This window comes from Burkholderia sp. GbtcB21 (assembly GCF_019091065.1).
Lineage (GTDB): Bacteria > Pseudomonadota > Gammaproteobacteria > Burkholderiales > Burkholderiaceae > Burkholderia > Burkholderia pyrrocinia_C.
This window is the reverse complement of the sequence record NZ_JAGXKA010000002.1, coordinates 669,857-694,849: the sequence shown is the minus strand read 5'-3', so window position 1 is coordinate 694,849 and position 24,993 is coordinate 669,857. Positions and strand designations below refer to the sequence as shown.

Annotated in this window: 19 protein-coding genes; 15 read left to right on the top strand and 4 right to left on the bottom strand. The window is 67.4% G+C overall.

Going from position 1 to position 24,993, the window contains the following annotated elements:
- Positions 1 to 13: 13 nt before the first annotated feature.
- The 4 genes from lptE to KVT39_RS07485 all read left to right on the top strand — a co-directional run bounded on the left by lptE (position 14) and on the right by KVT39_RS07485 (position 3,573).
- Positions 14 to 565 carry an LPS assembly lipoprotein LptE gene (gene lptE / locus KVT39_RS07500; RefSeq protein ID WP_034182717.1) on the top strand — a complete coding sequence of 184 codons (552 nt, stop codon included), beginning with the start codon at positions 14 to 16 and terminating at the stop codon, positions 563 to 565.
- An 18-nt stretch (positions 566 to 583) separates the two neighbouring features.
- Positions 584 to 1,678, top strand: a complete 1,095-nt coding sequence (holA, locus tag KVT39_RS07495) for a DNA polymerase III subunit delta (RefSeq protein WP_217588293.1) — start codon at positions 584 to 586, stop codon at positions 1,676 to 1,678.
- A 183-nt stretch (positions 1,679 to 1,861) separates the two neighbouring features.
- Positions 1,862 to 3,133, top strand: a complete 1,272-nt coding sequence (locus tag KVT39_RS07490) for a glutamate-5-semialdehyde dehydrogenase (protein WP_034182719.1) — start codon at positions 1,862 to 1,864, stop codon at positions 3,131 to 3,133.
- A gap of 17 nt (positions 3,134 to 3,150) precedes the next feature.
- Positions 3,151 to 3,573 carry a CopD family protein gene (locus KVT39_RS07485; RefSeq protein ID WP_105389850.1) on the top strand — a complete coding sequence of 141 codons (423 nt, stop codon included), beginning with the start codon at positions 3,151 to 3,153 and terminating at the stop codon, positions 3,571 to 3,573.
- A 97-nt stretch (positions 3,574 to 3,670) separates the two neighbouring features.
- Here the strand turns inward: KVT39_RS07485 and KVT39_RS07480 are convergent, their stop codons facing one another.
- The gene (locus tag KVT39_RS07480) at positions 3,671 to 4,519 is read right to left on the bottom strand and encodes a MurR/RpiR family transcriptional regulator (protein WP_027783542.1); all 849 of its coding nucleotides are present in this window, start codon (positions 4,517 to 4,519) and stop codon (positions 3,671 to 3,673) included.
- A gap of 293 nt (positions 4,520 to 4,812) precedes the next feature.
- Between KVT39_RS07480 and edd the strand changes: the two genes are divergently transcribed.
- From edd to KVT39_RS07460, 4 genes are all read left to right on the top strand, one after another.
- Entirely contained in the window at positions 4,813 to 6,669 is a 1,857-nt protein-coding gene (gene edd / locus KVT39_RS07475) for a phosphogluconate dehydratase (protein WP_131947996.1), read from the top strand.
- A gap of 19 nt (positions 6,670 to 6,688) precedes the next feature.
- Complete coding sequence (gene eda / locus KVT39_RS07470) at positions 6,689 to 7,315, top strand: bifunctional 4-hydroxy-2-oxoglutarate aldolase/2-dehydro-3-deoxy-phosphogluconate aldolase (RefSeq protein ID WP_034182721.1); 627 nt, start codon at positions 6,689 to 6,691, stop codon at positions 7,313 to 7,315.
- A 220-nt stretch (positions 7,316 to 7,535) separates the two neighbouring features.
- Complete coding sequence (locus KVT39_RS07465) at positions 7,536 to 8,897, top strand: GntP family permease (RefSeq protein ID WP_059687156.1); 1,362 nt, start codon at positions 7,536 to 7,538, stop codon at positions 8,895 to 8,897.
- A gap of 13 nt (positions 8,898 to 8,910) precedes the next feature.
- Positions 8,911 to 9,414, top strand: a complete 504-nt coding sequence (locus tag KVT39_RS07460) for a gluconokinase (RefSeq protein WP_034182723.1) — start codon at positions 8,911 to 8,913, stop codon at positions 9,412 to 9,414.
- Between the two features lie 73 nt (positions 9,415 to 9,487).
- Here KVT39_RS07460 and KVT39_RS07455 read toward each other — a convergent pair whose 3' ends face one another.
- Complete coding sequence (locus KVT39_RS07455) at positions 9,488 to 10,135, bottom strand: TetR/AcrR family transcriptional regulator (protein WP_034182724.1); 648 nt, start codon at positions 10,133 to 10,135, stop codon at positions 9,488 to 9,490.
- Between the two features lie 276 nt (positions 10,136 to 10,411).
- Between KVT39_RS07455 and KVT39_RS07450 the strand changes: the two genes are divergently transcribed.
- Positions 10,412 to 11,833 carry an FAD-binding oxidoreductase gene (locus KVT39_RS07450; RefSeq protein WP_105389847.1) on the top strand — a complete coding sequence of 474 codons (1,422 nt, stop codon included), beginning with the start codon at positions 10,412 to 10,414 and terminating at the stop codon, positions 11,831 to 11,833.
- Between the two features lie 69 nt (positions 11,834 to 11,902).
- On the opposite strand, the gene purB is transcribed toward KVT39_RS07450, so the two are convergent.
- Positions 11,903 to 13,291 carry an adenylosuccinate lyase gene (gene purB, locus KVT39_RS07445; RefSeq protein ID WP_047899802.1) on the bottom strand — a complete coding sequence of 463 codons (1,389 nt, stop codon included), beginning with the start codon at positions 13,289 to 13,291 and terminating at the stop codon, positions 11,903 to 11,905.
- 267 nt (positions 13,292 to 13,558) lie between these two features.
- Here purB and KVT39_RS07440 point away from each other — a divergent pair, with 267 nt between their 5' ends.
- The 6 genes from KVT39_RS07440 (at position 13,559) to KVT39_RS07415 (ending at position 19,430) form a co-directional block, all read left to right on the top strand.
- Positions 13,559 to 14,512 carry a LysR substrate-binding domain-containing protein gene (locus KVT39_RS07440; RefSeq protein WP_034182727.1) on the top strand — a complete coding sequence of 318 codons (954 nt, stop codon included), beginning with the start codon at positions 13,559 to 13,561 and terminating at the stop codon, positions 14,510 to 14,512.
- 284 nt (positions 14,513 to 14,796) lie between these two features.
- Positions 14,797 to 16,083: a Glu/Leu/Phe/Val dehydrogenase gene (locus KVT39_RS07435; protein ID WP_034182728.1), complete on the top strand. Its 1,287-nt coding sequence runs from the start codon at positions 14,797 to 14,799 to the stop codon at positions 16,081 to 16,083.
- Between the two features lie 229 nt (positions 16,084 to 16,312).
- Positions 16,313 to 17,206 (top strand): glutamate/aspartate ABC transporter substrate-binding protein, encoded by an 894-nt coding sequence (locus KVT39_RS07430; RefSeq protein ID WP_034183407.1) that lies wholly within the window; start codon positions 16,313 to 16,315, stop codon positions 17,204 to 17,206.
- An 84-nt stretch (positions 17,207 to 17,290) separates the two neighbouring features.
- Positions 17,291 to 18,031: an amino acid ABC transporter permease gene (locus tag KVT39_RS07425; RefSeq protein WP_034182729.1), complete on the top strand. Its 741-nt coding sequence runs from the start codon at positions 17,291 to 17,293 to the stop codon at positions 18,029 to 18,031.
- On the top strand, positions 18,031 to 18,708 hold the full coding sequence (gene gltK / locus KVT39_RS07420) for a glutamate/aspartate ABC transporter permease GltK (RefSeq protein ID WP_034182730.1): 678 nt from the start codon (positions 18,031 to 18,033) through the stop codon (positions 18,706 to 18,708). The genes KVT39_RS07425 and gltK overlap by 1 nt, the downstream gene beginning before the upstream one ends.
- Entirely contained in the window at positions 18,705 to 19,430 is a 726-nt protein-coding gene (locus KVT39_RS07415) for an amino acid ABC transporter ATP-binding protein (RefSeq protein WP_034182731.1), read from the top strand. The genes gltK and KVT39_RS07415 overlap by 4 nt, the downstream gene beginning before the upstream one ends.
- Positions 19,431 to 19,511: 81 nt before the next feature.
- On the opposite strand, the gene KVT39_RS07410 is transcribed toward KVT39_RS07415, so the two are convergent.
- On the bottom strand, positions 19,512 to 24,776 hold the full coding sequence (locus KVT39_RS07410; protein WP_217588290.1) for an autotransporter outer membrane beta-barrel domain-containing protein: 5,265 nt from the start codon (positions 24,774 to 24,776) through the stop codon (positions 19,512 to 19,514).
- Between the last annotated feature and the right edge of the window lie 217 nt (positions 24,777 to 24,993).

Genomic DNA, 24,993 nt, shown 5'->3' with positions numbered 1-24,993 from the left:
AGAAGGAGCGAAGGTGATCCGCAGATCGTTTTTGATGCTCGTCGGCAGCGCGGTCGCGCTGTCGGCATGCGGCTTCCAGTTGCGGGGCCAGCAGGACTATGCGTTCAAGCACCTGCTGGTGGCCGGCGCGCCGGCGCCCGTCGAGGCGCGGCTGACGCGCCTCGTCGAGGCCGGCAGCGACACGAAGATCGTCAAGTCGGCGGACGACGCCGACGCCGTGCTGCGCATGTGGGAGTCGCGTGGCCAGAACACGCTGACGCTCAACAAGTACGGTTCGGCGCAGGAATACGCGCTGTTCTATACGCTGAACTACACGCTGACGAGCAAGGACGGCACCGTGCTGATCCCGCCGAGCGCGATCGCGCTGAACCGCGCGATGACGTACAGCGACCAGTACACGAACGCGAAGGCGCAGGAAGCCGACATCCTGTACGGCGACATGCAGAACGATGCGGTCGACCAGTTGATGCGGCGTCTCGCGATCGTCCACTCGCTGACGCCGGCGCCGGAGGACGTGGTGCCGGGCGTCGCGCCGCGCGCGCCGCTGCCGCCGCCGCCGCTCTGATCGACGGCGCACGCACCGATGCAATTGCGACTTGATGCGCTGGAGCCGCACCTCGCGAAGGGGTTGGCCGGGCTCTATACCGTCTACGGCGACGAGCCGCTGCTCGCGCAGGAAGCATGCGACCGCATTCGTGCGGCCGCGCGCGCGGCCGGCTTCACCGAGCGTTCGGTGCATACGGTCGAGCGCGGCTTCGACTGGAGCGTGCTGCTCGGCGCGACCCAGGCGATGTCGCTGTTCGGCGAGCGCCAACTGATCGAGCTGCGCATTCCGTCGGGCAAGCCCGGCAAGGAAGGCGCCGACGCGCTGAAGACGCTCGCGGCCACCGCCAATCCCGATGCGCTGTTGCTCGTCACGCTGCCGCGTCTCGATGCGGCCACGCAGAAATCCGCGTGGTTTACCGCGCTGCAGAACGGCGGCGTCGCGCTGAAGATCGATCCGGTCGACCGCGCGCAGCTGCCGAACTGGATCGGCCAGCGTCTGTCGATGCAGGGCCAGCGCGTCGCGGCCGGCGACGACGGGCGGCGCGCGCTGCAGTTCATCGCGGAGCGCGTCGAGGGCAACCTGCTCGCCGCGCACCAGGAAATCCAGAAGCTCGGGCTGCTGTATCCGCAGGGCGCGCTGTCGTTCGAGCAGGTGCACGATGCGGTGCTGAACGTCGCGCGCTACGACGTGTTCAAGCTGAACGAAGCGATGCTCGCCGGCGACGCCGCGCGGCTCGCGCGGATGATCGACGGGCTGAAGGGCGAGGGTGAGGCGATCGTGCTCGTGATGTGGGCCGTCGTCGAGGAACTGCGCACGCTGCTGCGGATCAAGCGCGGCGCGACGGCCGGCAAGCCGCTGGCGACGCTGCTGCGCGAGAACCGCGTGTGGGGTCCGCGCGAACGGCTGATCGGCCCCGCGCTGAACCGCGTGTCGGAACCCGTGCTCGAGAAGGCGCTCGCGTTCGCCGCGCAGCTCGACCGGCAGGTCAAGGGGCTCACGGCCGTCGTGCCGGGCCGCCGCACGCAGGACCAACCGCCGCCCGATCCGTGGGACGGGCTGTTCCAGCTCGCGATGACGGTTGCGGGCGCACGCGGCGAGCGACCGCCGACCGCGGGTCGCGTGCGGCGTTAAGCCCCGTTCGGGCCTTCAGCGCGCGCTGCACAACCCGCTTACAATGCTTCGAAAGCCGGGGCGGCCATCCCCGGCGCGGCCTTTCGGCCGCCGCACCATACGGATGGCCCACCCGCGGATAGCCGCCCCTCGCTTCCCCACGAATTCATGCCGCCCAACGCGGCTTGCTTCTCGAGTCACACGATGGATATCGATCAGTACATGACCGACCTGGGCCGTCGCGCCCGGCACGCTTCCCGCGCGATGGCGCGCGCCAGCACGGCCGCGAAGAACGCGGCGCTCGACGCCGTGGCCCGCGCGATCGAACGCGACGCGCAGGCGCTGAAGGACGCGAATGCACGCGACGTCGCCCGCGCCCGTGAAAAGGGGCTCGATGCGGCGTTCGTCGACCGCCTGACGCTGTCCGACAAGGCGCTGACGACGATGGTCGAAGGCCTGCGCCAGGTTGCGTCGCTGGCCGATCCGATCGGCGAGATCGGCAACCTCAAGTACCGCCCGAGCGGGATCCAGGTCGGCCAGATGCGCGTGCCGCTCGGCGTGATCGGCATCATCTACGAGTCGCGCCCGAACGTGACGATCGACGCGGCCGCGCTGTGCCTGAAGTCGGGCAACGCGACGATCCTGCGCGGCGGTTCCGAAGCGCTCGAGTCGAACACGGCGCTCGCGAAGCTGATCGGCGAAGGGCTCGCGGCGGCCGGCCTGCCGCAGGACGCGGTGCAGGTCGTCGCGACGGCCGATCGCGCGGCGGTCGGCAAGCTGATCACGATGACCGAATACGTCGACGTGATCGTGCCGCGCGGCGGCAAGAGCCTGATCGAGCGCCTGATCAACGAGGCACGCGTGCCGATGATCAAGCACCTCGACGGCATCTGCCACGTGTACGTCGACGATCGCGCCGACCTCGACAAGGCACTGACCGTCTGCGACAACGCGAAGACGCACCGCTACGGCACCTGCAACACGATGGAGACCTTGCTCGTCGCGAGCGGCATCGCGGCGAAGCTGCTGCCGCCGCTCGGCAGGCTGTACCGCGACAAGCAGGTCGAGCTGCGCGTCGACGCGGCCGCGCGCGCGGTGCTCGCCGACGCGGGCGTCGGCCCGCTCGTCGATGCGACCGAGGAAGACTGGCATACCGAATATCTCGCGCCGGTGCTCGCGATCAAGGTCGTCGACGGCCTCGACGCCGCGATCGAGCACATCAACCAATACGGCTCGCATCACACCGATGCGATCGTCACCGAGGATCACGACCGCGCGATGCGTTTCCTGCGCGAGGTCGATTCGGCGAGCGTGATGGTCAACGCGTCGACGCGCTTCGCGGACGGCTTCGAATTCGGCCTCGGCGCGGAAATCGGCATCTCGAACGACAAGCTGCACGCACGCGGCCCCGTCGGCCTGGAAGGGCTGACGTCGCTGAAGTACGTCGTGCTCGGGCACGGCGAAGGCCGCCAGTAAAGCGAGGCGCACAACCGATGGCAATGCTCTGGGTCAAGACGTTCCATATCGTTCTGATCGCCGCGTGGTTCGCGGGGCTGTTCTACCTGCCGCGCATCTACGTGAACCTGGCCATGGAAACCGATCCGGCCGCGGTGCGACGCCTGCTGCTGATGGCGCGCAAGCTGTTCCGCTTCATGACGATGATCGCGGTGCCGGCGCTGGCCTGCGGGCTGTGGCTCTGGCTCGCGATCGGCATCGGCCAGGGGCAGGGCTGGATCCATGCGAAGGTGACGGTCGTGCTGCTGCTCGTCGTCTATCACGCGTATTGCGGGCACCTGCTGCGGGTGTTCGAGCGCGGCGAGAACCGCCGCACCGACAAGTGGTACCGCGTGTTCAACGAGCTGCCGGTGCTCGGCATGCTCGCGGCGGTCGCGCTGGTCGTGATCAAGCCGTTTTGAGCGGTGCGGCCGGCGAGGCTGCCGGCATCGATTCATGCGCAACGGCGCCCTTCGGGGCGCCGTTGTTCGTTTACGCACGGGTTCCGTGTGATTCTGTTCAATCCTTCGTGCCGTCGTCGATCCGCCGGCGCGTGATCGCTTCCTTCGCGCGGCCGACCCGTTCCATCAGCGCGGGGCCGCGCGACAGCGCGACGCCGACCGCGAGGATGTCGCCGATCGCGAGATGCGACATCCGCGACGTCATCGGCGAGAACACGTCGGTTTCCTCGGCGACGTTCGACGCGAGGCTCACCGTCGCGAGCTTCGCGAGCGGCGAATGGCTCTGCGTGATCGCGACGACTTTCGCGCCGCACGCGAGCGCGGAGCGCGCGGCGTCGACGATGTCGCGCGTGCGGCCGGTGTTCGAGATCGCGACGACGACGTCGTGCGGCCCGAGCAGCGCCGACGACATCGAGAACGTGTGCGGATCCGAATACGCGACGCTCGGCACGCCGAGCCGGAAGAACTTGTGCTGGATGTCCTGCGCGGCGATGCCCGAGCCGCCGGCGCCGTAGAACTCGATGCGCGACGCGTTCGACAGCAGCGCGATCGCATCGGCGACGCTGCCCGCGGACAGGCTGTTGCGCACCTCGATCAGCGCGCCGATCGTGCGGTCGAACACCTTGCCGATGATGCCGGGCGCCGGTTCGTCGGGCTCGACGTCGCGATACACCGACGACACGCCCGGCGCGACGCTCTGCGCGAGCCGGATCTTGAATTCGCGAAAGCCGCTGCAGCCGAGTGCCTGGCAGAAGCGCGCGATCGTCGGCTGGCTGACGCCCGCGCGCGTCGACAGCTCGGTCATCGCGAGATCGAGCACCTCGCGCGGTGCGGCGAGGATGTAGTCGGCGAGCTTGCGCTCGGACGGGCGCAGTTCGGCGCGGATCGCTTCAATGCGAGGCAGCATGGGGCAGTGGCTGGAAATCGGGTTCGGATGAGCGAGTGTATCGCAATCGAATTGTAGAAAATCTACAAGAAAATACTAGCGTTATTGCAGTGCCTCCGGCGCGATGGCGATGAGGGTAATTAGGGTTTTCACTAGGTAAAGCCTTACTGGTGGCGGGAATGAGGGTTGCGCGCGAATCGATCTGCATTGCATGCTTGTAGTTTTTCTACTAGACTGGCTTCGTTCGGTCGATGCATTCGACCGTCCCCACGATTCCAACCGCCGGTGTCGGCCGGCATACAGGAGCGCCCAGCATGACGTCGCTGCACCCCACTCTGGCGAAGGTCACCGAACGCGTGATCGCCCGCAGCCAATCGACCCGTTCCGCCTATCTGCACCGCATCGACGGCGCGCAGGGCAAGTTCCCGGCGCGCGGCGCGCTGTCCTGCGCGAACCTCGCGCACGGCTTCGCGGGCCTCGAGGGCAGCGACAAGTTCGCGATCAAGACGATCCGCGAGCCGAACATCGGCATCGTGTCCTCGTACAACGAGATGCTGTCCGCGCATGCGCCGTACAAGGATTTCCCCGACATCATCAAGGCCGCCGCGCGCGAGAACGGCGGGGTCGCGCAGTTCGCGGGCGGCGTGCCGGCGATGTGCGACGGCGTCACGCAGGGCAACCCGGGGATGGAGCTGTCGCTGTTCTCGCGCGAGGCGATCGCGATGGGCACGGCGATCGCGCTCACGCACAACATGTTCGACGCGGCGCTCTGCCTCGGCATCTGCGACAAGATCGTGCCGGGCCTCCTGATCGGCGCGCTGCAGTTCGGCCACCTGCCGACCATCTTCGTGCCGGCCGGCCCGATGACGAGCGGCCTGTCGAACGACGACAAGGCGAAGATCCGCCAGCAGTTCGCGACCGGCCAGGTCGGCCGCGACGCGCTGCTCGAAGCCGAATCGGCCGCGTATCACGGCCACGGCACCTGCACGTTCTACGGCACCGCGAACAGCAACCAGATGCTGATGGAGCTGATGGGCCTGCATCTGCCGGGTTCGGCGTTCGTCCATCCGCACACGCCGCTGCGCACCGCGCTGACGGCCGAGGCCGCGCGCCGCGTGCTCGACCTGACCGTCGAGCGCGGCCGCTACACGCCGATCGGCCATGTGATCGACGAGAAGGCGATCGTCAACGGGATCGTCGCGCTGCTCGCGACGGGCGGCTCGACCAACCACACGCTGCACCTCGTCGCGATCGCGCGCGCGGCCGGCATCCTGATCGACTGGAACGATTTCGACGAACTGTCGGCCGTCGTGCCGCTGCTCGCGAAGATCTACCCGAACGGCAAGGCCGACGTGAACCACTTCCACGCGGCGGGCGGCGTCGCGTTCCTGGTGCGCAACCTGCTCGAAGGCGGGCTGCTGCACGAGGACGTGACGACAGTTGCCGGCAAGGGGCTGTCGCACTACACGAAGGAGCCGAAGCTGATCGACGGCAAGCTCACGTGGGTCGACGGCGCGGCCGAGAGCCACGACACGAAGGTGCTGCGCGGCATCCGCGATCCGTTCCAGCCGGACGGCGGCCTGCGCCTGATGCAGGGCCGGCTCGGCCGCGGCGTGATCAAGATTTCGGCGGTCGCGCCCGAGCACCGCAAGGTGACGGCGCCCGCGATCGTGTTCGATTCGCAGGAGGCCGTGCAGGAAGCGTTCGATCGCGGCGAGCTGAAGCGCGATTTCGTCGCGGTCGTGCGCTTCCAGGGCGCGCGCGCGAACGGGATGCCCGAGCTGCACCGTTTGACGCCGCTGCTCGGCGTGCTGCAGGATCAGGGCTTCCACGTCGCGCTCGTGACCGACGGCCGCATGTCGGGCGCGTCGGGCAAGGTGCCGGCGGTGATCCACGTGTCGCCGGAAGCGCTGCTGGCCGGTCCGCTCGGCAAGGTGAAGACGGGCGACACGCTCGTGATCGACGCGGAAGCCGGCGTGCTCGACATCGAGGTCGACGACGCCGAGTGGCAGTCGCGCCCGGTCGCGCAGCCGCAGCACCAGGCCGAGAACGAGGTCGGTTTCGGGCGCGAACTGTTCGGCGTGTTCCGCGCGGCCGCGGCGCCGGCCGAGCAGGGCGCATCGGTTTTCGGGACGCTGGTCGGCGAAACGGCCGTCCGCGTCGACGCATGAATTTCAAGGAGCGAATTTGATGAAGACGATTGCTGAAATCGTGAAGCTGGGCCCGGTCATTCCGGTGCTCGCATTCGACTCGGTCGAGCAGGGCGAGCACGTGTCGCGCGCGTTGCACGCGGGCGGCGTGAAGGTGCTCGAGATCACGCTGCGCACGCCGGCCGGCCTGGAGGCGATCCAGCGCGCGAGCCAGCTCGCGGACGACATCGTCGTCGGCGTCGGCACGATCACGAAGCCCGAGCACTGCGCGCAGGCGAAGAAGGCCGGCGCGAAGTTCGGCGTGTCGCCGGGCCTGACGAAGGACCTGCACCTCGCGTCGCTCGACGCGGGCCTGCCGCTGCTGCCGGGTGTGATGACGCCGAGCGACATCATCCAGGCGCTCGAATTCGGCTACGAGATCGTGAAGTTCTTCCCCGCGCAGCAGGCGGGCGGCGTGCCGATGCTGCAGGCGTTCCACGGCCCGTTCCCGGCGCTGAAGTTCTGCCCGACGGGCGGCATCACGGTCGACACCGCGCCGAATTTCCTGAAGCTGCCGAACGTCGTGTGCGTCGGCGGCTCGTGGCTCACGCCGAAGGCGGCGCTCGCCGCGCAGGACTGGGCCGAAGTCACGCGCCTCGCGCAAGCTGCGAGCCAGCTGCCCCGTTAAGACTTGTACGGAATGACGGTTTGACCCTCGGAAAGCAAGCGCTTAGTGCTTGTTTTACCGAGGGTTTTTGCTGATGGAACCGGTTCTATCCGCGAACCGTAAAGATAAGTAAAATTCAGCGTCCTGACGGTGGGGGTCTCCCCGCTGTTTCGGAGACCTGCATAGCCGGGCATACTCGCAACGATCCGCCCGGTTCGAATAATCCCAAGGAGGAGTCCACATGGGGGCTGTCCAAGGCAGCATGCTGCTCATCTATACCGTGATCGCGATCGTGGCGTTGATCGTGATGATCGCGCGGTTCAAGATCTATCCGTTCCTGGTGCTCATCATCGTGTCGCTCGGCCTCGGCCTGGTGGTCGGGATGCCGATGGACAAGATCGTCAAGTCGTTCGAGACGGGCAACGGCAATACGCTCGGCCACATCGCGATCGTCGTCGGCCTCGGCACGATGCTCGGCAAGATGATGGCCGAATCGGGCGGCGCCGAACGGATCGCGACCACGCTGATCGACTGGTTCGGTGAAAAGAACATCCACTGGGCGATGATGTTCGTCGCGATCATCGTCGGCCTGCCGGTGTTCTTCGAAGTCGGCTTCGTGCTGCTGATCCCGATCGCGTTCAACGTCGCGAAGCGCACCGGCAAGTCGCTGCTCGTCGTCGGCCTGCCGATGGTGGCCGGCCTGTCGGTCGTGCACGGGCTGATCCCGCCGCACCCGGCCGCGCTGCTCGCGGTCCAGCAGTACGGCGCCGATATCGGCAAGACGATCGCATTCGGCCTGATCGTCGGCGTGCCGACCGCGATCGTCGCGGGCCCGCTGTTCGCGCTGACGATCTCGAAGTTCGTGAAGCTGCCGGAGAACAACCCGCTCGCCGCGCAATTCGTCGACACGCACACCGAAGGCAAGAAGCGCGAACTGCCGGGCTTCGGCATCACGCTGTTCACGATCCTGCTGCCGGTAATCCTGATGCTGGTCGGCAGCTGGGCCGATCTGCTGTTCGCGCCGAAGACGCTGCCGAACAACCTGCTGCGCTTTGCCGGCAACTCGGACGTCGCGCTGCTGATCGCCGTGCTCGTGAGCTTCTTCACGTTCGGCAAGCTGCAGGGCTTCAACCGCGACCAGATCCAGAAGTTCTGCGGCGAGTGCCTGGCACCGATCGCCGGGATCACGCTGATCGTCGGCGCGGGCGGCGGCTTTGGCGGTATCCTGCGTGATAGCGGGATCTCGCAGCAGATCGTCGCAACCGCCACGCAGGCGCACCTGTCGCCGCTGCTGCTCGGCTGGTTCGTCGCCGCGCTGATTCGTCTGGCCACGGGCTCGGCAACGGTCGCGATGACGACGGCCTGCGGCATCGTCGCACCGATCGCGGCGGCATCGGGCGCGGCGGTCCGTCCGGAACTGCTGGTGCTCGCGACGGGCTCGGGCTCGCTGATCTTCTCGCACGTGAACGACGGCGGCTTCTGGCTGATCAAGGAATATTTCGGGATGACGGTCGGCCAGACGTTCAAGACCTGGACGCTGCTCGAAACGATCATCTCGGTGCTTGGCCTGAGCTTCACGCTGCTGCTGAGCATGGTTTTGTAACAAGGGGTAGTCAATGATTCTGATCGCAATGGGCGTGTCGGGCGCGGGCAAGTCGCGAATCGGCGAAATGCTGGCGGAACGCCTGTCGTGCAGCTATACCGACGGCGACGCGTTTCACAGCGCGGCGAACAAGGAAAAGATGCACAACGGCATTCCGCTCACCGACGACGACCGCTGGCCGTGGCTGCGCTCGATCCGCGAGGCCATCGAGGAAAAGCAGCGCGCGGGCGAGACGGCCGTGTTCACGTGCTCGTCGCTGAAGCGTTCGTACCGCGACGTGCTGCGCGGCACCGACACCGACGTGCGGTTCGTGTACCTGCAGGGTTCGTTCGACGTATTGCGCGAGCGCCTGAAAACCCGCACCGGCCATTTCTTCGATCCGTCGCTGCTGAAGAGCCAGCTCGACACGCTCGAGGAGCCGGGCCCGGACGAAGCGATCGTGGTCAGCATCGAGCTGACGCCCGAACAGATCGTCGATCAGGTGATGGTGAAGATCGGCCTCGCGCAGCAGCACTGAGCGCGGTTCGCGGCAATCGTGATGAAAAAGGCGCCCTTCGGGGCGCCTTTTTCATTGGCGGCGCGCCAGCCGGTCAGGCCGCGTGCGCGCGCTTCGCGATGCCGTCGAGCAACACGTCGAGCATCGTGTCGTGCACGATCTCCGGATCGAGCTGCGCATAGAGCGGGGCGGCCGACCTGACGAGCGGATGCTCGGTGTCCGACAGCGCGTTCATTTCCTCCAGCTCCACGTCGTTCGCGGGCCGCGTGAGACCGCCGGCCTCGGCGGCGGCAAGCCCGATCACGCTCGCATACCAGCCGACGCACACCGACGGCAGCGCCGTGCGCGGGATGCCGGCGTCGGCGAGCGCGCGGTGCACGGCCTCGATGTGCGCGAGATCGGCGGGCCCCGTGCTCATGTGACGCTGCAGCAGCGCGAACGCGGCCGGGTGGCGCAGCGCGAGCGCGCGGTACTGGCGCGCGAGATCGCGCAGCCGCTCGCGCCACGGCTGAGCATCGTCGACCGGCACGAGCGAGCGCGACAGCGCGTTCGCGATCGCGCGGCTCAGGCCGTCCTTCGACTTGAAGTGATACAGCACGCTCATCGGGTCGCAGCCGACCGACTGCGCGAGCTTGCGGACGCTGAACGCGGCTTCGCCGACGTCTTCGAGCAGCGCGAGCGCGGCCGCGACGATCGCGTCCTTGTCGAGGCCGCGCGGGCCCTGGGCGGGTTTGTCTTTCATCGATGCGGGCTGGCAGCCGGAGCGGGGCCGGTCGTAAACTTGACGAAAACTTATTCTACATTGTAGAATTATTTCTGCGGTGTAGAAATTGGGTGTCCCGGTACTTTTCAATGCGTGCTTTCGCACGGTCCGGGACCCAGGCGGCACGAGCGTGTCCGCCGTCAACACGGGCCATCGCGCCCTTTATCTCGTTGACACCCAAGTGGAACCGGCTGCCCCACCCGCGAAGCCAGAACGGCTCATCGTCAGGCGGCCCAAGACCATGCAAGTGCAATCATGACTTCCAATCACCAACCCCTGATCCAGGGCGAATCGCGTTTCGAGCAAACGCAACTGAACATCGAGAAAGACAACTGGAACTGGTGCAACCCGGCCCGCTATGACGGCGAGCGCCCGGCCAACTGGTACGAGGCGTCGCTGTCGCGCCCCGCGAACAGTGCGCCGCTCGCGCACGACGCCGTGTGCGACGTGCTCGTGATCGGCGCGGGCCTGCTCGGCGCATCGGCCGCGCTGCATCTCGCGGAAGCGGGCGTCGACACGATCCTCGTCGACAAGCATCACGTCGGCTCGGCCGCATCGGGCCGCAACGGCGGGCAGTTGACGCCCGGCCTCGCGCGCTGGGAAGCGGCCGACATGATCGACCACCTGTCGCACGACGACGCGAAGCGGCTGTGGCGCTTCGCGTCGACCGAATCGATGGACCTGATCGATGCGATCGGCGCGCGTTACGCGCTCGATCTCGACCGCAAGCGCGGCCACGTCACGGCGGCGGTCCACCCCGGCCACATGAGCGCGCTGCTCGACGGCGCGGATGCGCGCCGCCATCTCGGCGACGCGGGCGTGACGCTCGTCGGCCGCCATCAACTGCACGACGAATACGTGCGCTCGGGGCTGTACCACGGCGCGGCGATCGACGCGATCGGCGGCCAGATCCATCCGCTCGCGCTGGTGCGCGGCCTCGTGCACGGCTTCCGGCTGAACGGCGGCGCGCTGTTCGAGGGCACCGAGGTGCTCGAGCTCGACGAAACGCCGGCAGGCGTCGTCGCGACGACGCCGGGCGGCACGATCACCGCGCGCAAGGGCGTCGTGCTCGCGCTGCACAACACGACGTTCCGGCTGCTCGACGGCGGCAGCACGACGACCGTGCCGTTCTTCACGTACGTGAGCGTGACGGCGCCGCTCGATGTCGATGTCGCGACGCTGATGCCGGCCGGCATGCCCGTGTACGACACGCAGTTCCAGATCGACTACTACCGGCCGGTGCGCGGCAACCGGCTGCTGTTCGGCGGGCAGGGCACCGGGTCCTGCTGGGCACAACCCGACGTCAACGCGTATCTGCTGACGCGGTTGAACACGGTGTTTCCGCAGTCCGACGGCAGTTTCGCGCTCGACTACTGCTGGAGCGGCGTCAGCGACTTCACGCTGAACGGCGCCACCGACAGCCGCAAGACCGACGGCCGCGTGCCGATGTACATGGTGCAGGGCTGGAGCGGCCACGGCGTTGCGCAGACGGTGCGGATCGGCAAGGCGATCTGCGACGATTTCGTCGGCCGCAACGACGATTTCTCGATGCTGACCGGCATCGACCATCGCGAGATTCCGCTCGGCCGGCAGTTGTCGCCGATCGCGATCCCGGCCGCGAAGGCGGCGATGAGCGTGATGAGCGCGCTCAACCCGGGCCGGATGATTTCGTTCTGAGCGCCTGAAAGGAAAAAGCCCGATGCGATTGTTCGCATCGGGCTTTTGTTCGTCCTGCGACGGCGGTGCTTACGCGATCCGCTTCGCGAGTTCGACGGCCTTGCCGATGTACGACGCGGGCGTCATCGCGAGCAGGCGGTCCTTCGCGTCCTGCGGGATCGCGAGCGTGCCGACGAACTGCTGCAGCGCTTCGCGCGTGATGCCCTTGCCGCGCGTCAGTTCCTTCAGCTGCTCGTACGGGTTCTCGATGCCGTAGCGGCGCATCACCGTCTGCACCGGCTCGGCGAGCACTTCCCAGCAGTTGTCGAGATCTTCGTTCAGGCGCTGCGGGTTCACTTCGAGCTTGTCGAGGCCGCGGATCAGCGAGTCGTATGCGAGCAGCGAGTAGCCGAGCGCGACGCCCATGTTGCGCAGCACCGTCGAGTCGGTCAGGTCGCGCTGCCAGCGCGATACCGGCAGCTTGTCGGCGAGGTGGCGCAGCGTCGCGTTAGCGAGGCCGAGGTTGCCTTCCGAGTTCTCGAAGTCGATCGGGTTGACCTTGTGCGGCATCGTCGACGAGCCGATCTCGCCGGCCTTCGTCTTCTGCTTGAAGTAGCCGACCGAGATGTAGCCCCACACGTCGCGGTCGAGGTCGAGCAGGATCGTGTTCGCGCGCGCGACCGCGTCGAACAGCTCGGCCATGTAGTCGTGCGGCTCGATCTGGATCGTGTACGGGTTGAACGTGAGCTTCAGGCGGTTTTCGATCACGTCGCGCGAGAACGCTTCCCAGTCGAATTCCGGATACGCGGACAGGTGCGCGTTGAAGTTGCCGACCGCGCCGTTCATCTTGCCGAGGATCTCGACCTTCTCGATGCGGGCGATCGCACGTGCGAGACGCGCGGCGACGTTCGCGAGTTCCTTGCCGAGCGTCGTCGGGCTGGCCGGCTGGCCGTGCGTGCGCGACAGCATCGGCTGTTCGGCATGCGCGTGCGCGAGCGCGACGAGGCGCTGGTAGACCGTGCGCAGCGCCGGCACGATCACGTGTTCGCGCGCGCCGGCGAGCATCATCCCGTGCGACGTGTTGTTGATGTCCTCGGACGTGCACGCGAAGTGGATGAATTCGCTTGCCTTCTCGAGTTCGGCCTGGCCCTTCACCGATTCCTTCAGCCAGTATTCGACGGCCTTCACGTCGTGGTTCGTCACGCGCTCGATTTCCTTGATGCGCGCGGCGTCGTGCGCGGTGAAGCGCTCGGCGAGCTGCAGCAGGAACTGTTCGGATGCGTCGGAGAAGCGCGGGACTTCCGCGAAGCCGGCGCGCGACAGCGCGATCAGCCAGTGCACCTCGACGGTGACGCGGTGGCGCATGAAGGCGGCTTCGGAGAGCCAGTCGCGCAGCGCTTCGGTCTTGCTGGCGTAGCGGCCGTCGATGGGCGAGAGCGCGGTGAGGGCGAAAAGCGTATCGGGACGAGTGTCGGACATGATCGGGCGTGGCCTTGGGGCCGGTGCGGACGAGGGGGGAGAAGAATCCGGCATTTTACCATTGGCGCGGGGCGGTCCCGGCCGAACCGGTCCGGCCGAGGCCGCAGCGGGGGATCCGCACGCGCCCGGCGCCCGGGCGGCGCACACGCGGCCTGCCGGCAGGCGCCAGCGCCGGCTCGCCGGGCTGCCCGGCGACGCCGCCGGCCGGGCCCGCCCGCCGGTAGAATGCAGGCTTCTTCCCGACCGCCGCCCGCCGCGCCCGCCTGCATGGAACTGAAATGGCTCGAAGACTTCGTTTCGCTCGCGGAAACGCGCAGCTTTAGCCGGTCCGCCGAACTGCGGCACGTGTCGCAGCCGGCGTTTTCGCGGCGCATCCAGGCGCTCGAAGCGTGGCTCGCGACCGAACTGATCGACCGTTCGGTCTATCCGACGCGGCTCACGCAGGCCGGGCAGATCTTCTACGAGCAGGCGCTGACGATGCTGTCGCAGGCGCACGAGGCGCGCACGCTCCTGCGCGGCCACGTCGGCGCGCCGGTGCCGACGATCGAGTTCGCGGTGCCGCACACGCTGTCGCTCACCTATTTCCCGCGCTGGCTGCAGCGGATCGAGGCGAAGATGGGCCAGGTCCACACGCGGCTGCGCGCGCTGAACGTGCACGACGCCGTGCTGTCGCTGGTCGAGGGCGGCTGTGATCTCGTGATGGGCTACCACCACCCGAGCCACCCGGTCGCGCTCGATCCGGCGCGCTACGACATGCTGATCCTCGGCAGCGAGCCGATCAGCCCGTTCTCGGCGCCCGGCCGCGCGGGCCGGCCGCGCTATACGCTGCCCGGCACGGCCGACGCGCGCGTGCCGTACCTGTCGTATACGCCGAACGCGTATCTCGGCCGGATGACGGAAGTCATCATCGCGAACGCGCCGACGCGGCTGTTCCTCGATCGCGTCTACGAAACCGACATGGCCGAAGGGCTGAAGGCGATGGCGCTCGCGGGGCACGGCGTCGCGTTCCTGCCGCACAGCGCGGTCGAGGACTCGGTCGCGGGCGGCCGGCTGATCCGGCTCGACCGTGCGGCGCGCGGCGGCGCGCATCCGTTTACGCTGACGATGGAGATCCGGCTCTATTGCGACAAGCTCGCGCTGCAGGGCGACGATCCGCGGCAGAAGCTCGTGCGCGCGCTGTGGGAGGTCGTGCGCGACGAACTGCGCGAGACCGCCGGTTAGCAACTGGCTAGCCATCGGCGACTGCGCACGATCGACCGCGACCGGCTGACGGCGAGCTTGCCGCGCCTGTCGGACGGCTGTCCGGCGGCCGGCCCGCGCGCGGGCAACGCGATTGTTCGCGGACGCGATGCGCGGCCGATCGCGTGCGTTCTTGCGCAAATCGACCGCAGATTTGCGAAAAATCGCGATCATGCAAGAAACGCATAATCGAATAAGCAAACGGCATTGGATAAAAAAAACGGGTTTTTCGACAATGTGCGCACCTGTTGACCGTTGGAGCATCCATGTCTTCGCAATTGCAGTCCATCCCGTCCTACCTGCACGCCGACGATCTCGGCCCGTGGGGCAACTATCTTCAGCAAGTCGATCGCGTCGCGCCGTACCTCGGCTCGCTGTCGCGCTGGCTCGAAACGCTGAAGCGCCCGAAGCGCATCCTGATCGTCGATGTGCCCATCGAGCTCGACAACGGTACCGTCGCGCACTTCGAGGGCTATCGCGTGCAGCACAACGTGTCGCGCGGCCCGGGCAAGGGCGGCGTGCGCTACCACCAGGACGTGACGCTGTCGGAAGTGATGGCGCTGTCCGCATGGATGTCGGTGAAGAACGCGGCCGTGAACGTGCCGTACGGCGGTGCGAAGGGCGGCATCCGCGTCGACCCGCGCAAGCTGTCGCGCGGTGAGCTCGAGCGCGTGACGCGCCGCTACACCAGCGAAATCGGCATCATCATCGGCCCGAACACCGACATTCCGGCGCCGGACGTCAACACCAACGAACAGGTGATGGCGTGGATGATGGACACCTTCTCGATGAACCAGGGCCAGACGTCGACCGGCGTCGTGACCGGCAAGCCGATCGCGCTCGGCGGTTCGCTCGGCCGCAAGGAAGCGACGGGCCGCGGCGTGTTCGTCGTCGGCTGCGAAGCGGCGAAGAAGAAGGGCCTCGAGATCGAAGGCGCGCGCATCGCGGTGCAGGGCTTCGGCAACGTCGGCGGCATTGCGGCGAAGCTGTTCCAGGAAGCGGGCGCGAAGGTGATCGCGGTGCAGGATCACACCGGCACGATCTACCGGCCGGCCGGCCTCGATTCGAACAAGCTGCTCGACCACGTCGCACGCACGGGCGGCGTCGCGGGCTTCGAAGGCGCGGAGCCGATGCCGAACGACGAGTTCTGGACGGTCGAGACCGACATCCTGATCCCGGCGGCACTGGAAAACCAGATCACCGAGAAGAACGCGGCGAAGATCCGCACGAAGATCGTCGTCGAAGGCGCGAACGGCCCGACGACGACGGCGGCGGACGACATCCTGAGCGCGAACGGCGTGCTCGTGATCCCGGACGTGATCGCGAACGCGGGCGGCGTGACCGTGTCGTACTTCGAGTGGGTGCAGGATTTCTCGAGCTTCTTCTGGACGGAAGACGAGATCAACCATCGTCTCGAGCGCGTGATGCGCGAAGCGTTCGCCGGCGTGTGGGCGGTCGCGGAAGAGCACAAGGTGACGGTGCGTACGGCGGCGTTCATCGTTGCGTGCACGCGCATCCTGATGGCGCGCGAAATGCGCGGCCTCTACCCCTGATCATTGACTATGATCTAGCCATGACGCAATCCAACCGGTTGCGTGCATGAACCCTCGCGGGCGGTGCCGAATCCGGTGCCGCCCGCGCGCGCATTGGGGCGCGCAAAGGGTGCCCGGAGCCGGGAGGAAGGCGCCGGACAGCGCGATTCGTAGTTCGGTAAACAACCAGTACTTTCAAAAATATTACTTTGATACACTGGCGCGGGTTTTAGCCAAGGAGATGACCAAAATGAAATACCACAAGGCAGTCCTGATGGTCGCGGCGCTCTGCGCGTTCGCAAGCGGCGCGCATGCTCAGGAGACGGGCACGCTGAAGAAGATCAAGGACACGGGCGTAATCGCGCTGGGCCACCGCGAATCGTCGATCCCCTTCTCCTACTACGACCAGAGCCAGCAGGTCGTCGGCTATTCGCGCGAATTCCAGCTGAAGGTGGTCGACGCGGTGAAGAAGAAGCTGAACCTGCCGAACCTGCAGGTGAAGAACATCCCGGTCACGTCGCAGAACCGCATTCCGCTGGTGCAGAACGGCACGGTCGATATCGAGTGCGGCTCGACGACCAACAACACCGAGCGTCAGCAGCAAGCTGCGTTCTCCGACACGATCTTCGTGATCGGCACGCGCCTGATGACGAAGAAGGATTCGGGCGTCAAGGATTTCGCGGACCTGAAGGGCAAGACGGTCGTGACCACCGCCGGCACGACGTCGGAGCGCCTGCTGCGCAAGATGAACAACGACAAGCAGCTCGGCATGAACATCATCAGCGCGAAGGATCACGGCGACTCGTTCAACACGCTGGAATCGGGCCGCGCGGTCGCGTTCATGATGGATGACGCGCTGCTCGCGGGCGAGCGCGCGAAGGCGAAGCAGCCGGGCGAGTGGGTGATCGTCGGCACGCCGCAATCGGAAGAAGCGTACGGCTGCATGATGCGCAAGGGCGATGCTGACTTCAAGAAGGTCGTCGACGACGCGATCTCGCAAGTCGAGAAGTCGGGCGAAGCCGCGAAGATCTACGCGAAGTGGTTCGAGAACCCGATCCCGCCGAAGGGGCTGAACCTGAACTTCCCGCTGTCCGAATCGATGAAGAAGCTGTACGCGAACCCGAACGACAAGGCACTCGACTGACCGCACGGCCGTTGATGCAGAAATGACGCTAATGAGACGGAAGAGGCCACGCTTCTTCCGTTTCTTTTTGCTGGAGTCTTGCCCATGTCTTACCACTGGAACTGGGGCATCTTCCTGAGCCCCGTGTCGACCGGCGAGCCGACGACTTATTTCGGATGGCTGATGTCCGGCTTCCGGGTGACGATCGAAGTGTCGCTCGCCGCCTGGGTCATCGCGCTGATCGTCGGTTCGTTGTTCGGCGTGCTGCGCACGGTGCCGAACAAATGGCTGTCCGCGATCGGCACCGCGTACGTGTCGATCTTCCGGAACATTCCGCTGATCGTGCAGTTCTTCATCTGGTATCTCGTGATACCGGAACTGCTGCCCGCATCGATCGGCACCTGGATCAAGCAGTTGCCGCCGGGCACGCAGTTCTTTACCGCGTCGATCGTCTGTCTCGGCCTGTTCACGGGCGCGCGCGTGTGCGAACAGGTGCGCTCGGGGATCAACGCGCTGCCGAAGGGCCAGCGCGCCGCCGGCCTCGCGATGGGCTTCACGCAATGGCAGACGTACCGCTACGTGCTGCTGCCCGTTGCGTACCGGATCATCGTGCCGCCGCTCACGTCGGAATTCCTGAACATCTTCAAGAACTCCGCCGTCGCGTCGACGATCGGCCTGCTCGACCTGTCCGCGCAGGCGCGCCAGCTCGTCGACTACACCGCGCAGACCTATGAGTCGTTCATCGCGGTCACGCTCGCGTACGTGCTGATCAACCTCGTCGTGATGTCGCTCATGCGCTGGATCGAAGGCCGTACGCGGCTGCCCGGCTATATCGGAGGCAAGTGATGCATCAGTTCGACTGGAGTAGTATTCCCGGCGCGCTGCCGACGCTGTGGACGGGTGCGATCGTCACGCTGCAGATCACGCTGATCGCGATCGTCGTCGGGATCGTGTGGGGCACGCTGCTGGCACTGATGCGGCTGTCGGGCGTCAAGCCGCTCGCGTGGTTCGCGCAGGGCTACGTGACGGTGTTCCGCTCGATCCCGCTCGTGATGGTGCTGCTGTGGTTCTTCCTGATCGTGCCGCAGCTGCTGCAGGGCGTGCTCGGGTTGTCGCCGACGATCGACATCCGCCTCGCGTCGGCGATGGTCGCGTTCTCGCTGTTCGAAGCCGCGTATTATTCCGAGATCATCCGTGCCGGCATCCAGTCGGTGCCGCGCGGGCAGGTGAACGCCGCGTTCGCGCTCGGCATGAACTACGCGCAGGCGATGCGCCTCGTGATCCTGCCGCAGGCGTTCCGCGCGATGGTGCCGCTGCTGCTCACGCAGGCGATCGTCCTGTTCCAGGATACGTCGCTCGTGTACGTGATCAGTCTCGCGGACTTCTTCCGCACGGCCGCCAACGTCGGCGATCGCGACGGCACGACCGTCGAGATGGTCCTGTTCGCCGGCGCATGCTATTTCGTGATTTGCTCGTTGGCGTCTGTTCTCGTCAAGAGTCTCCAGAAAAAGGTCACACGATGATTTCCATCAAGAACGTTTCCAAGTGGTACGGCCAGTTTCAGGTTCTCACCGACTGCACGACCGAGGTCAAGAAAGGCGAAGTGGTCGTCGTGTGCGGCCCGTCGGGCTCCGGCAAGTCGACGCTGATCAAGACCGTCAACGGCCTCGAGCCGTTCCAGCAGGGCGAGATCCTCGTGAACGGCCAGTCGGTCGGCGACAAGAAGACGAACCTGTCGAAGCTGCGCTCGAAGGTCGGGATGGTGTTCCAGCATTTCGAGCTGTTCCCGCACCTGTCGATCACCGAGAACCTGACGCTCGCGCAGATCAAGGTGCTCGGCCGCGGCAAGGACGAAGCGGCCGACAAGGGCATGAAGCTGCTCGATCGCGTCGGCCTGAAGGCGCATGCGCACAAGTATCCGGGCCAGCTGTCGGGCGGCCAGCAGCAGCGTGTCGCGATCGCGCGCGCGCTGTCGATGGACCCGATCGCGATGCTGTTCGACGAACCGACGTCCGCGCTCGATCCGGAGATGATCAACGAAGTGCTCGACGTGATGGTCGAACTCGCGCAGGAAGGGATGACGATGATGGTCGTCACGCACGAGATGGGCTTCGCGAAGAAGGTCGCGCATCGCGTGATCTTCATGGACAAGGGCGCGATCGTCGAGGACGACCGCAAGGACGATTTCTTCTCGAATCCGAAATCGGAGCGCGCGAAGGACTTCCTCGCGAAGATCCTGCACTGAGCGTTCGTGCACTGCGTGCGTTTCGCGCGCGCCAATGCGAAACCGCCCGGCCGAGCGCCGGGCGGTTTTTTTTGTGCGCCGTTACCAGCTGTACCGGTAGCCGACCTGCCCGACGATGCCGCGCCGGTACGCGCCGCCGATGTTGCGCGCGATCTTCGCGTTCGCGTACAGCTCGCCCGACTTGCCGAAGCCCGCGGTCACGCCGACGCCGAGCTCGTACCACGTGCGGCCGAGATGCGTCGCGAACGGCGTGCCGCCGACGACGGTCTGGCCGGGCGACAGGAAGTCGTGCAGCACGTCGGCCGTGAAGTACGGCGTCGCGGCGCCGCCGCCCGAGCCCGCCTCGAGGTTCGGGCGGAAGATGCGCACGCCGACGCGGCCGCGCAGCGCATGCGTCGTCGTGCCCGACACGGCCGACACGTTGTCGTTGAACCCGTTGAGCTTCAGGTACTGGTACATCAGTTGCGCCTGCGGCTCGATCGCGATCGGCGTGCCGCCGATGCCGAGCGGCTTGCCGACCTCCTGCGACAGCGCGATACCGAAGCCGTTCTGCGACGCCGCGTTGCCGTAGCTGTCGCGATAGCGGTTGCCGTAGTGCGTGACCTGCCCGACGCTGTCGAAGTACGTGCCGTCCGTCAGGTAGCGCGTCCAGTAGCCGCCGACGCTCTGCGCATGCATCTCGACCGAGCCCGTCGACGTCGACAGGTTCGGCGAGTCGGCGCGCGCCATGTCGCTGAAGCTCGCGTTCGACACGCCGATGCTGGCCGTCACGCCTGCATGCGTGCTGCTGCCGCCGGGCGCCTGGTCGAGCGTCCAGTCCTTGCCGAACTGCGCGAAGAACGTGCGCTCGTCCGCCGCGAAGCGGTCCGCGTCCGCATCGAGGCTCTGGCCGCCGATGCGGCCCCACACGCCATCGCGGTTGCCGGGCTGCTGCTTGCCGAGGTTGTAGATGTCGCCGACGCGCTCGTGCAGCTTGCCGAGCGTCGAGAAGCCGTAGTCGGCGTTCAGCAGCGGCGTCAGTGAGTAGCCGGCGACGCCCGGACGATACGCGAGCGTGCCGCTGCCGCCATTTCCGCTGCCGCCGCCGGACGGGTGGATCGTCGGGTCGCCGGGGTCCGTCGGATCGAGCTGCGAGCGCAGGTACCAGCCGTTCGCGTCGCCCTGGCCGCCGCGATAGAGCCGGTATTCGTATGCGCCGGCCTGTACCGGGCCCGCGAGATGGAACGCCGACGCGGCGGTCGTGCCGCCGTTGGCCGTGACGACCACGGGAATCCCGTCGCCGGTCGTCTTCGCGCCGGTGCCGGCCGTGTTGGCGATCTTCAGGCCGGTCGTGCCGCTCGCGGCGCCGCCGTTCACGATCAGCCGGTCGGTCGGCGATGCATCGGCGCCGAGATACGTGTTGAGTGCGATCGTGCCGCCGTTGCCGATATAGCTGCCGGTCGTCAGCGTCTTGTAGCTGCCCGTGAGCGTCGGCGAGCCGGCCGGCGCGGCGAACGCGACCAGACCCGCGTTGTTCAGGCTGCTCAGCACCGAGCTGCCCGTCATGCGCCACGTGCTCGTGCCGTCGATCGTCAGCGCGACCGGATCGATCGTGCCGGTCAGCGTCGTGCCGTTCGCGAGGAACACGTTGCCGGTGCTCGACGCGTCGGAGACGATGTCGCCCGCGAGGTTCAGCGCCGACGCGTTGAACGTCACGTTGCTGCCGTTCGCGAGGTTCAGCAGCGTGCCGTTGCCGGCCGTCACGACCGTGCCGTTGCGCACCGCGATGTCGGCCGTGCCGCCGCGCGCGGCGAATGCCGGCCCGGCGGCGGCCGTCACGCTTCCGCCGTCGACGAGCACCGAGCTCGTCGCGCCGTTCGCGAGCGTGTCGGACGTCAGCACGCCGGCCGTCGCGCCCTTGAGCGTCGTGCCGGTCAACGCGAGCACGCCGCCGCTGTCCGCGGTCGCGCCGTTGCCGGCCGCGCTGGCGATCGCCGATCCCGTATCGCCGATGCGGCCGCCGTTGCGCGCGACGACGCCGTCGGCCGCGGCACCCGATGCGGTGACTTTCGCGCCCGACAGCAGCGCCGTCGCGCCACCGTCCATGACGACCGCGTGCGCGCCGGCGCCCGTCGTCGCGACGGTCGTGCCGTTGGCCGTGAGCGTCGAATCCGCGCTCGATACGAACAGGCCGCGCGCGTTGGCGCCGGCGGTGCGGACGACCGTTGCCGCGTCGGTCGCGATGCGCGCGCCCGCGCCGGTCGATGCGAGGCCGTCGGCGCCATTGCCGGTGGTCGCGACCTGCGTGCCGGACAACGCGATCGCGGTGTTCGCGCCGAGGTTGCGGACCCCGCTGCCCGAGCCGCCGACCGCGATCGACGTCGCGCCGGCCGCGAGCCCGCCGCCCGATACGGTCGAGTCGATCAGCACGCCGTCGGCGCTGCCGTTCGCGACGACGGTGCCCGCGCCCGACAACGCGACCGATGCGCCGGCGCCCGTCAGGCGCACGCCCGCGATGCCATCGTCGGCTTCGATCGAACCCGTGTTGGCGAGCGTCGCCGACGCACCCTTCACGAGCGCGCCGGTGCCGTCGGCTACGCGGATCGTCGACGCGTTGTTCACCGTGCCGAGCGTGCCGGCCACGACGCCCGTCGAGCCGGCGCCCGTCAGCAGCACCGTGTCGCGGTTCTCGAGCGTGCCGAGGTTTTGCGCGACGAAGCCCGTCACGCCGGCGGTCGACGACGCGACGGCGGCGTCGTTGATCAGCGTCGTCGCGACCGGCGCGCCGGCATTCGCGCCGGCGAGGTCGTGCGCCTGGCCGTCGACGACGCCCGCGGTCGCGCCGGCCGCGTTCAGGTTGATCGTCGCGCCCGCATCGATCGTGCCCTTCGCGCCGCCTTCGACCGCGATCGCGATGCCGTTCGCGCCGTTGACGTTGTAGATCGCGTTGCCCGTCGACAGCGTGGTGCCGGCGTCGGTCGCGAGCACGCCGCGCGAATGCTGGCCGTTGACGTCGGTCGTCAGCGCGCCGGCTGCCGACCTGCCCGTGTAGGTCGCGCCGCCCGCGACACGGAACAGCGTCGAGTCGTCGGTGTCGACGCTGAGGCGCCGCGCGGCGACGTTGATCTTCGAGCCCGCGCCATACGCGTAGAAGCCGATCTGGTTCGTGCCCGACATGAAGGCCGGCACCGCGTTCGCGCCGACGTCGATCGTCGCGCCCGAGCGCGCGTGCACGCCGATCGCGCCGGTGCCCGTCAGGTTGAGCGCGCCGTCGAGCGTGGCCTTCGCGAGCGGCCCTTCGGCCCAGACGCCGTAGTTGCGCGTGCCCGAGGCCGGATCGAGGCCGCCGGCCACGTTGATCGTGCCGGTCGACGTCACGACCGTCGCTTTCGTGCCGGTCCCGACGACCATGATGCCGATGCCGTTCACGCCGTTCAGCGTGATCGTGCCCGTGTTGGTCACGGTCGCGGCGCTATCGGCCGCAAGCATGCCGACGTTCGCGAGCGGCGTGCCGGGCGCCGCGCCGTTGACGACGATCGAGCCCGCGTTGGTCAGCGTGCCGGACGACGAGCCGATGCTCGCCAGCGCGGCGCCGTTCTGCGTCTGCGAGCCGATCACGATCGTGCCGAGGTTGCTCGCGGTGCCCGATGCGCCGAGCAGGATGCCGTACGCATGCGCGGACAGCGCGACGTCGTTCGCGGCCTCCGGCGACGCGGCGTCATACTGGGCCGCGCGGCCGAGGTAGATCGTGCCGCCGGCTTCGTTCGTGAAGCTGCCGCCGGCGACGAGGCCGCCGATCACCTGGCTGTCGAGCGTCGTCGCGTTGACGCCGACGTTGATCGTGCCGGTGTTCGACCCGCTCGCGCCGTCCGTCGCGGCCACCGCGTAGTTCTGCAGGTCCGGGCGATTGCCGACGAGGTTCCACGCGCCGACGTTCATCACGCCGTTGTTGACGAACGTCGTGCCCGCGCCGTTCGCGTATACGCCGTTGCCTTCCGTGTACGCGTTGAAGCCGAAATTGCCCGGCTGCGCGCTGCCGCCCGTGTTGAAGTTGTCGCCGGACGCATACCCGGACGAGATCGCGCCGTTGTTGACGCCGCTTGCGCCGGTCAGCAGGCGCACGAGCGTGAAGTCGCCCGACAGGCGGCCGTCGTTGACGAAGCGCGCGCCGTTTTCCGCGAGGACCGCCGAGCTGGAGTCGATCGTATCGGTGCCGCGGAAGTCGATCTGGCCGTCCTTGCCGATGTGCAGCGTCGCATTCGCGCCGGTGCCGTGCATCACCGACAGGTGATCGATCGGCAGCGTGTTCTTGTCGCCCGCGGATACGTTGTTCGCGTACTGGAAGGTTTGCTGCGAGAACGTGACGGCCTGGCCGAACGCGCTGTCGTAGGCTGCTTGCGAGCCGAGCGCACCGCTTTGCACCGAGCGCACGAGAAAGTCGTTGTAGGCGGCCAGCGAAGCGGCATCGGTGACGTTCCAGGCGCTGCCGTCGAATGCGGTGAATTTGCCCGCGTAGGCCGGCACGTCGAGCCGGATGCTGCCGACCGGGCCGCCGCTCGCGAGATAGTCGCCGGTGCCGAGCCAGATCTGGTTGCGCGAATTCCAGTTGACGACGCTTTTCGCCGAGCCCGTGCCGTCCGCGAAGGTCAGGTCGGTCTGCTTCGGCGCGATCGAGATCGCGTTGCCGGCCGCGTCGGGCGCGTTCGCCGGATTGCCGATCGACACGTTCAGCGTGCCGCCGGAGTTGTCGACGGTGCCGATCCGCGTGTTGACGTACTGGTTGCCGTTCACGTCATGGTAGACGGGCACGTTGGTCGAGCCGGCCGTAGACGCGGAGAACGCGGACGAGTTGTAGGTGGCGACTGACGCCCGAGTGTCCGTGATCGAATCGGGCGTGCTGATGCTCTGCGTCTTGCCGCCGAGCGACAGCAGCGGCTGGTTCGGGTTGCCCGAGACGACGGTCGCGCTGCCGATCGGCGTGAGGGTGTAGCCGGGGTCGCCGCCGACGCCGGTCCATGCACCCGTCACGCCGACCGTGTCGCCGCCCGACACGGTGGTTGCGCCGGCCAGGTTGTCGTTGACGGTCGGGCTGAAACTGCCGAGCGCGCAGGTGCCGCCGCTCGCGACGGCCGCGCCGCTGCCGCAGGTCGATGCGTACGCGGAGCCGGCCGACAGCGCGGCCAGCGCGGCCAGCGCGGCGCCGAGCGCGGCGACGCGAAGCGGCGACCGGCGTGTTGCCGTGTGTGCAGCGCCGCGGCTTGCGCCGGATTCGCCGCCCGAACGCTTGCCGCGCGCCCGTGCCGTTTCCGCAACCGCGACCCAGCAGCCGGCGGTTTCGCTCCATATCGATCGAAATGAGTGATTCACGACAAGCCCCTCTCTCTTTTTTTGAAGTGGTATTCACCGCGGTGCAGTGAAATCGCAATCCGCGGTGGAGTAATGGCCTGAATGGACGTGCAGCGGCCGTGGCCGTTTCTGCGCCAATCGTGATTCGTTACACCGAGGATGGGAGGAGTCTAATGATCGGAAGGGTGGCCGATTGTCAAAAAAATAATGAATGTGGCAATAATGCCGACTTCATTCG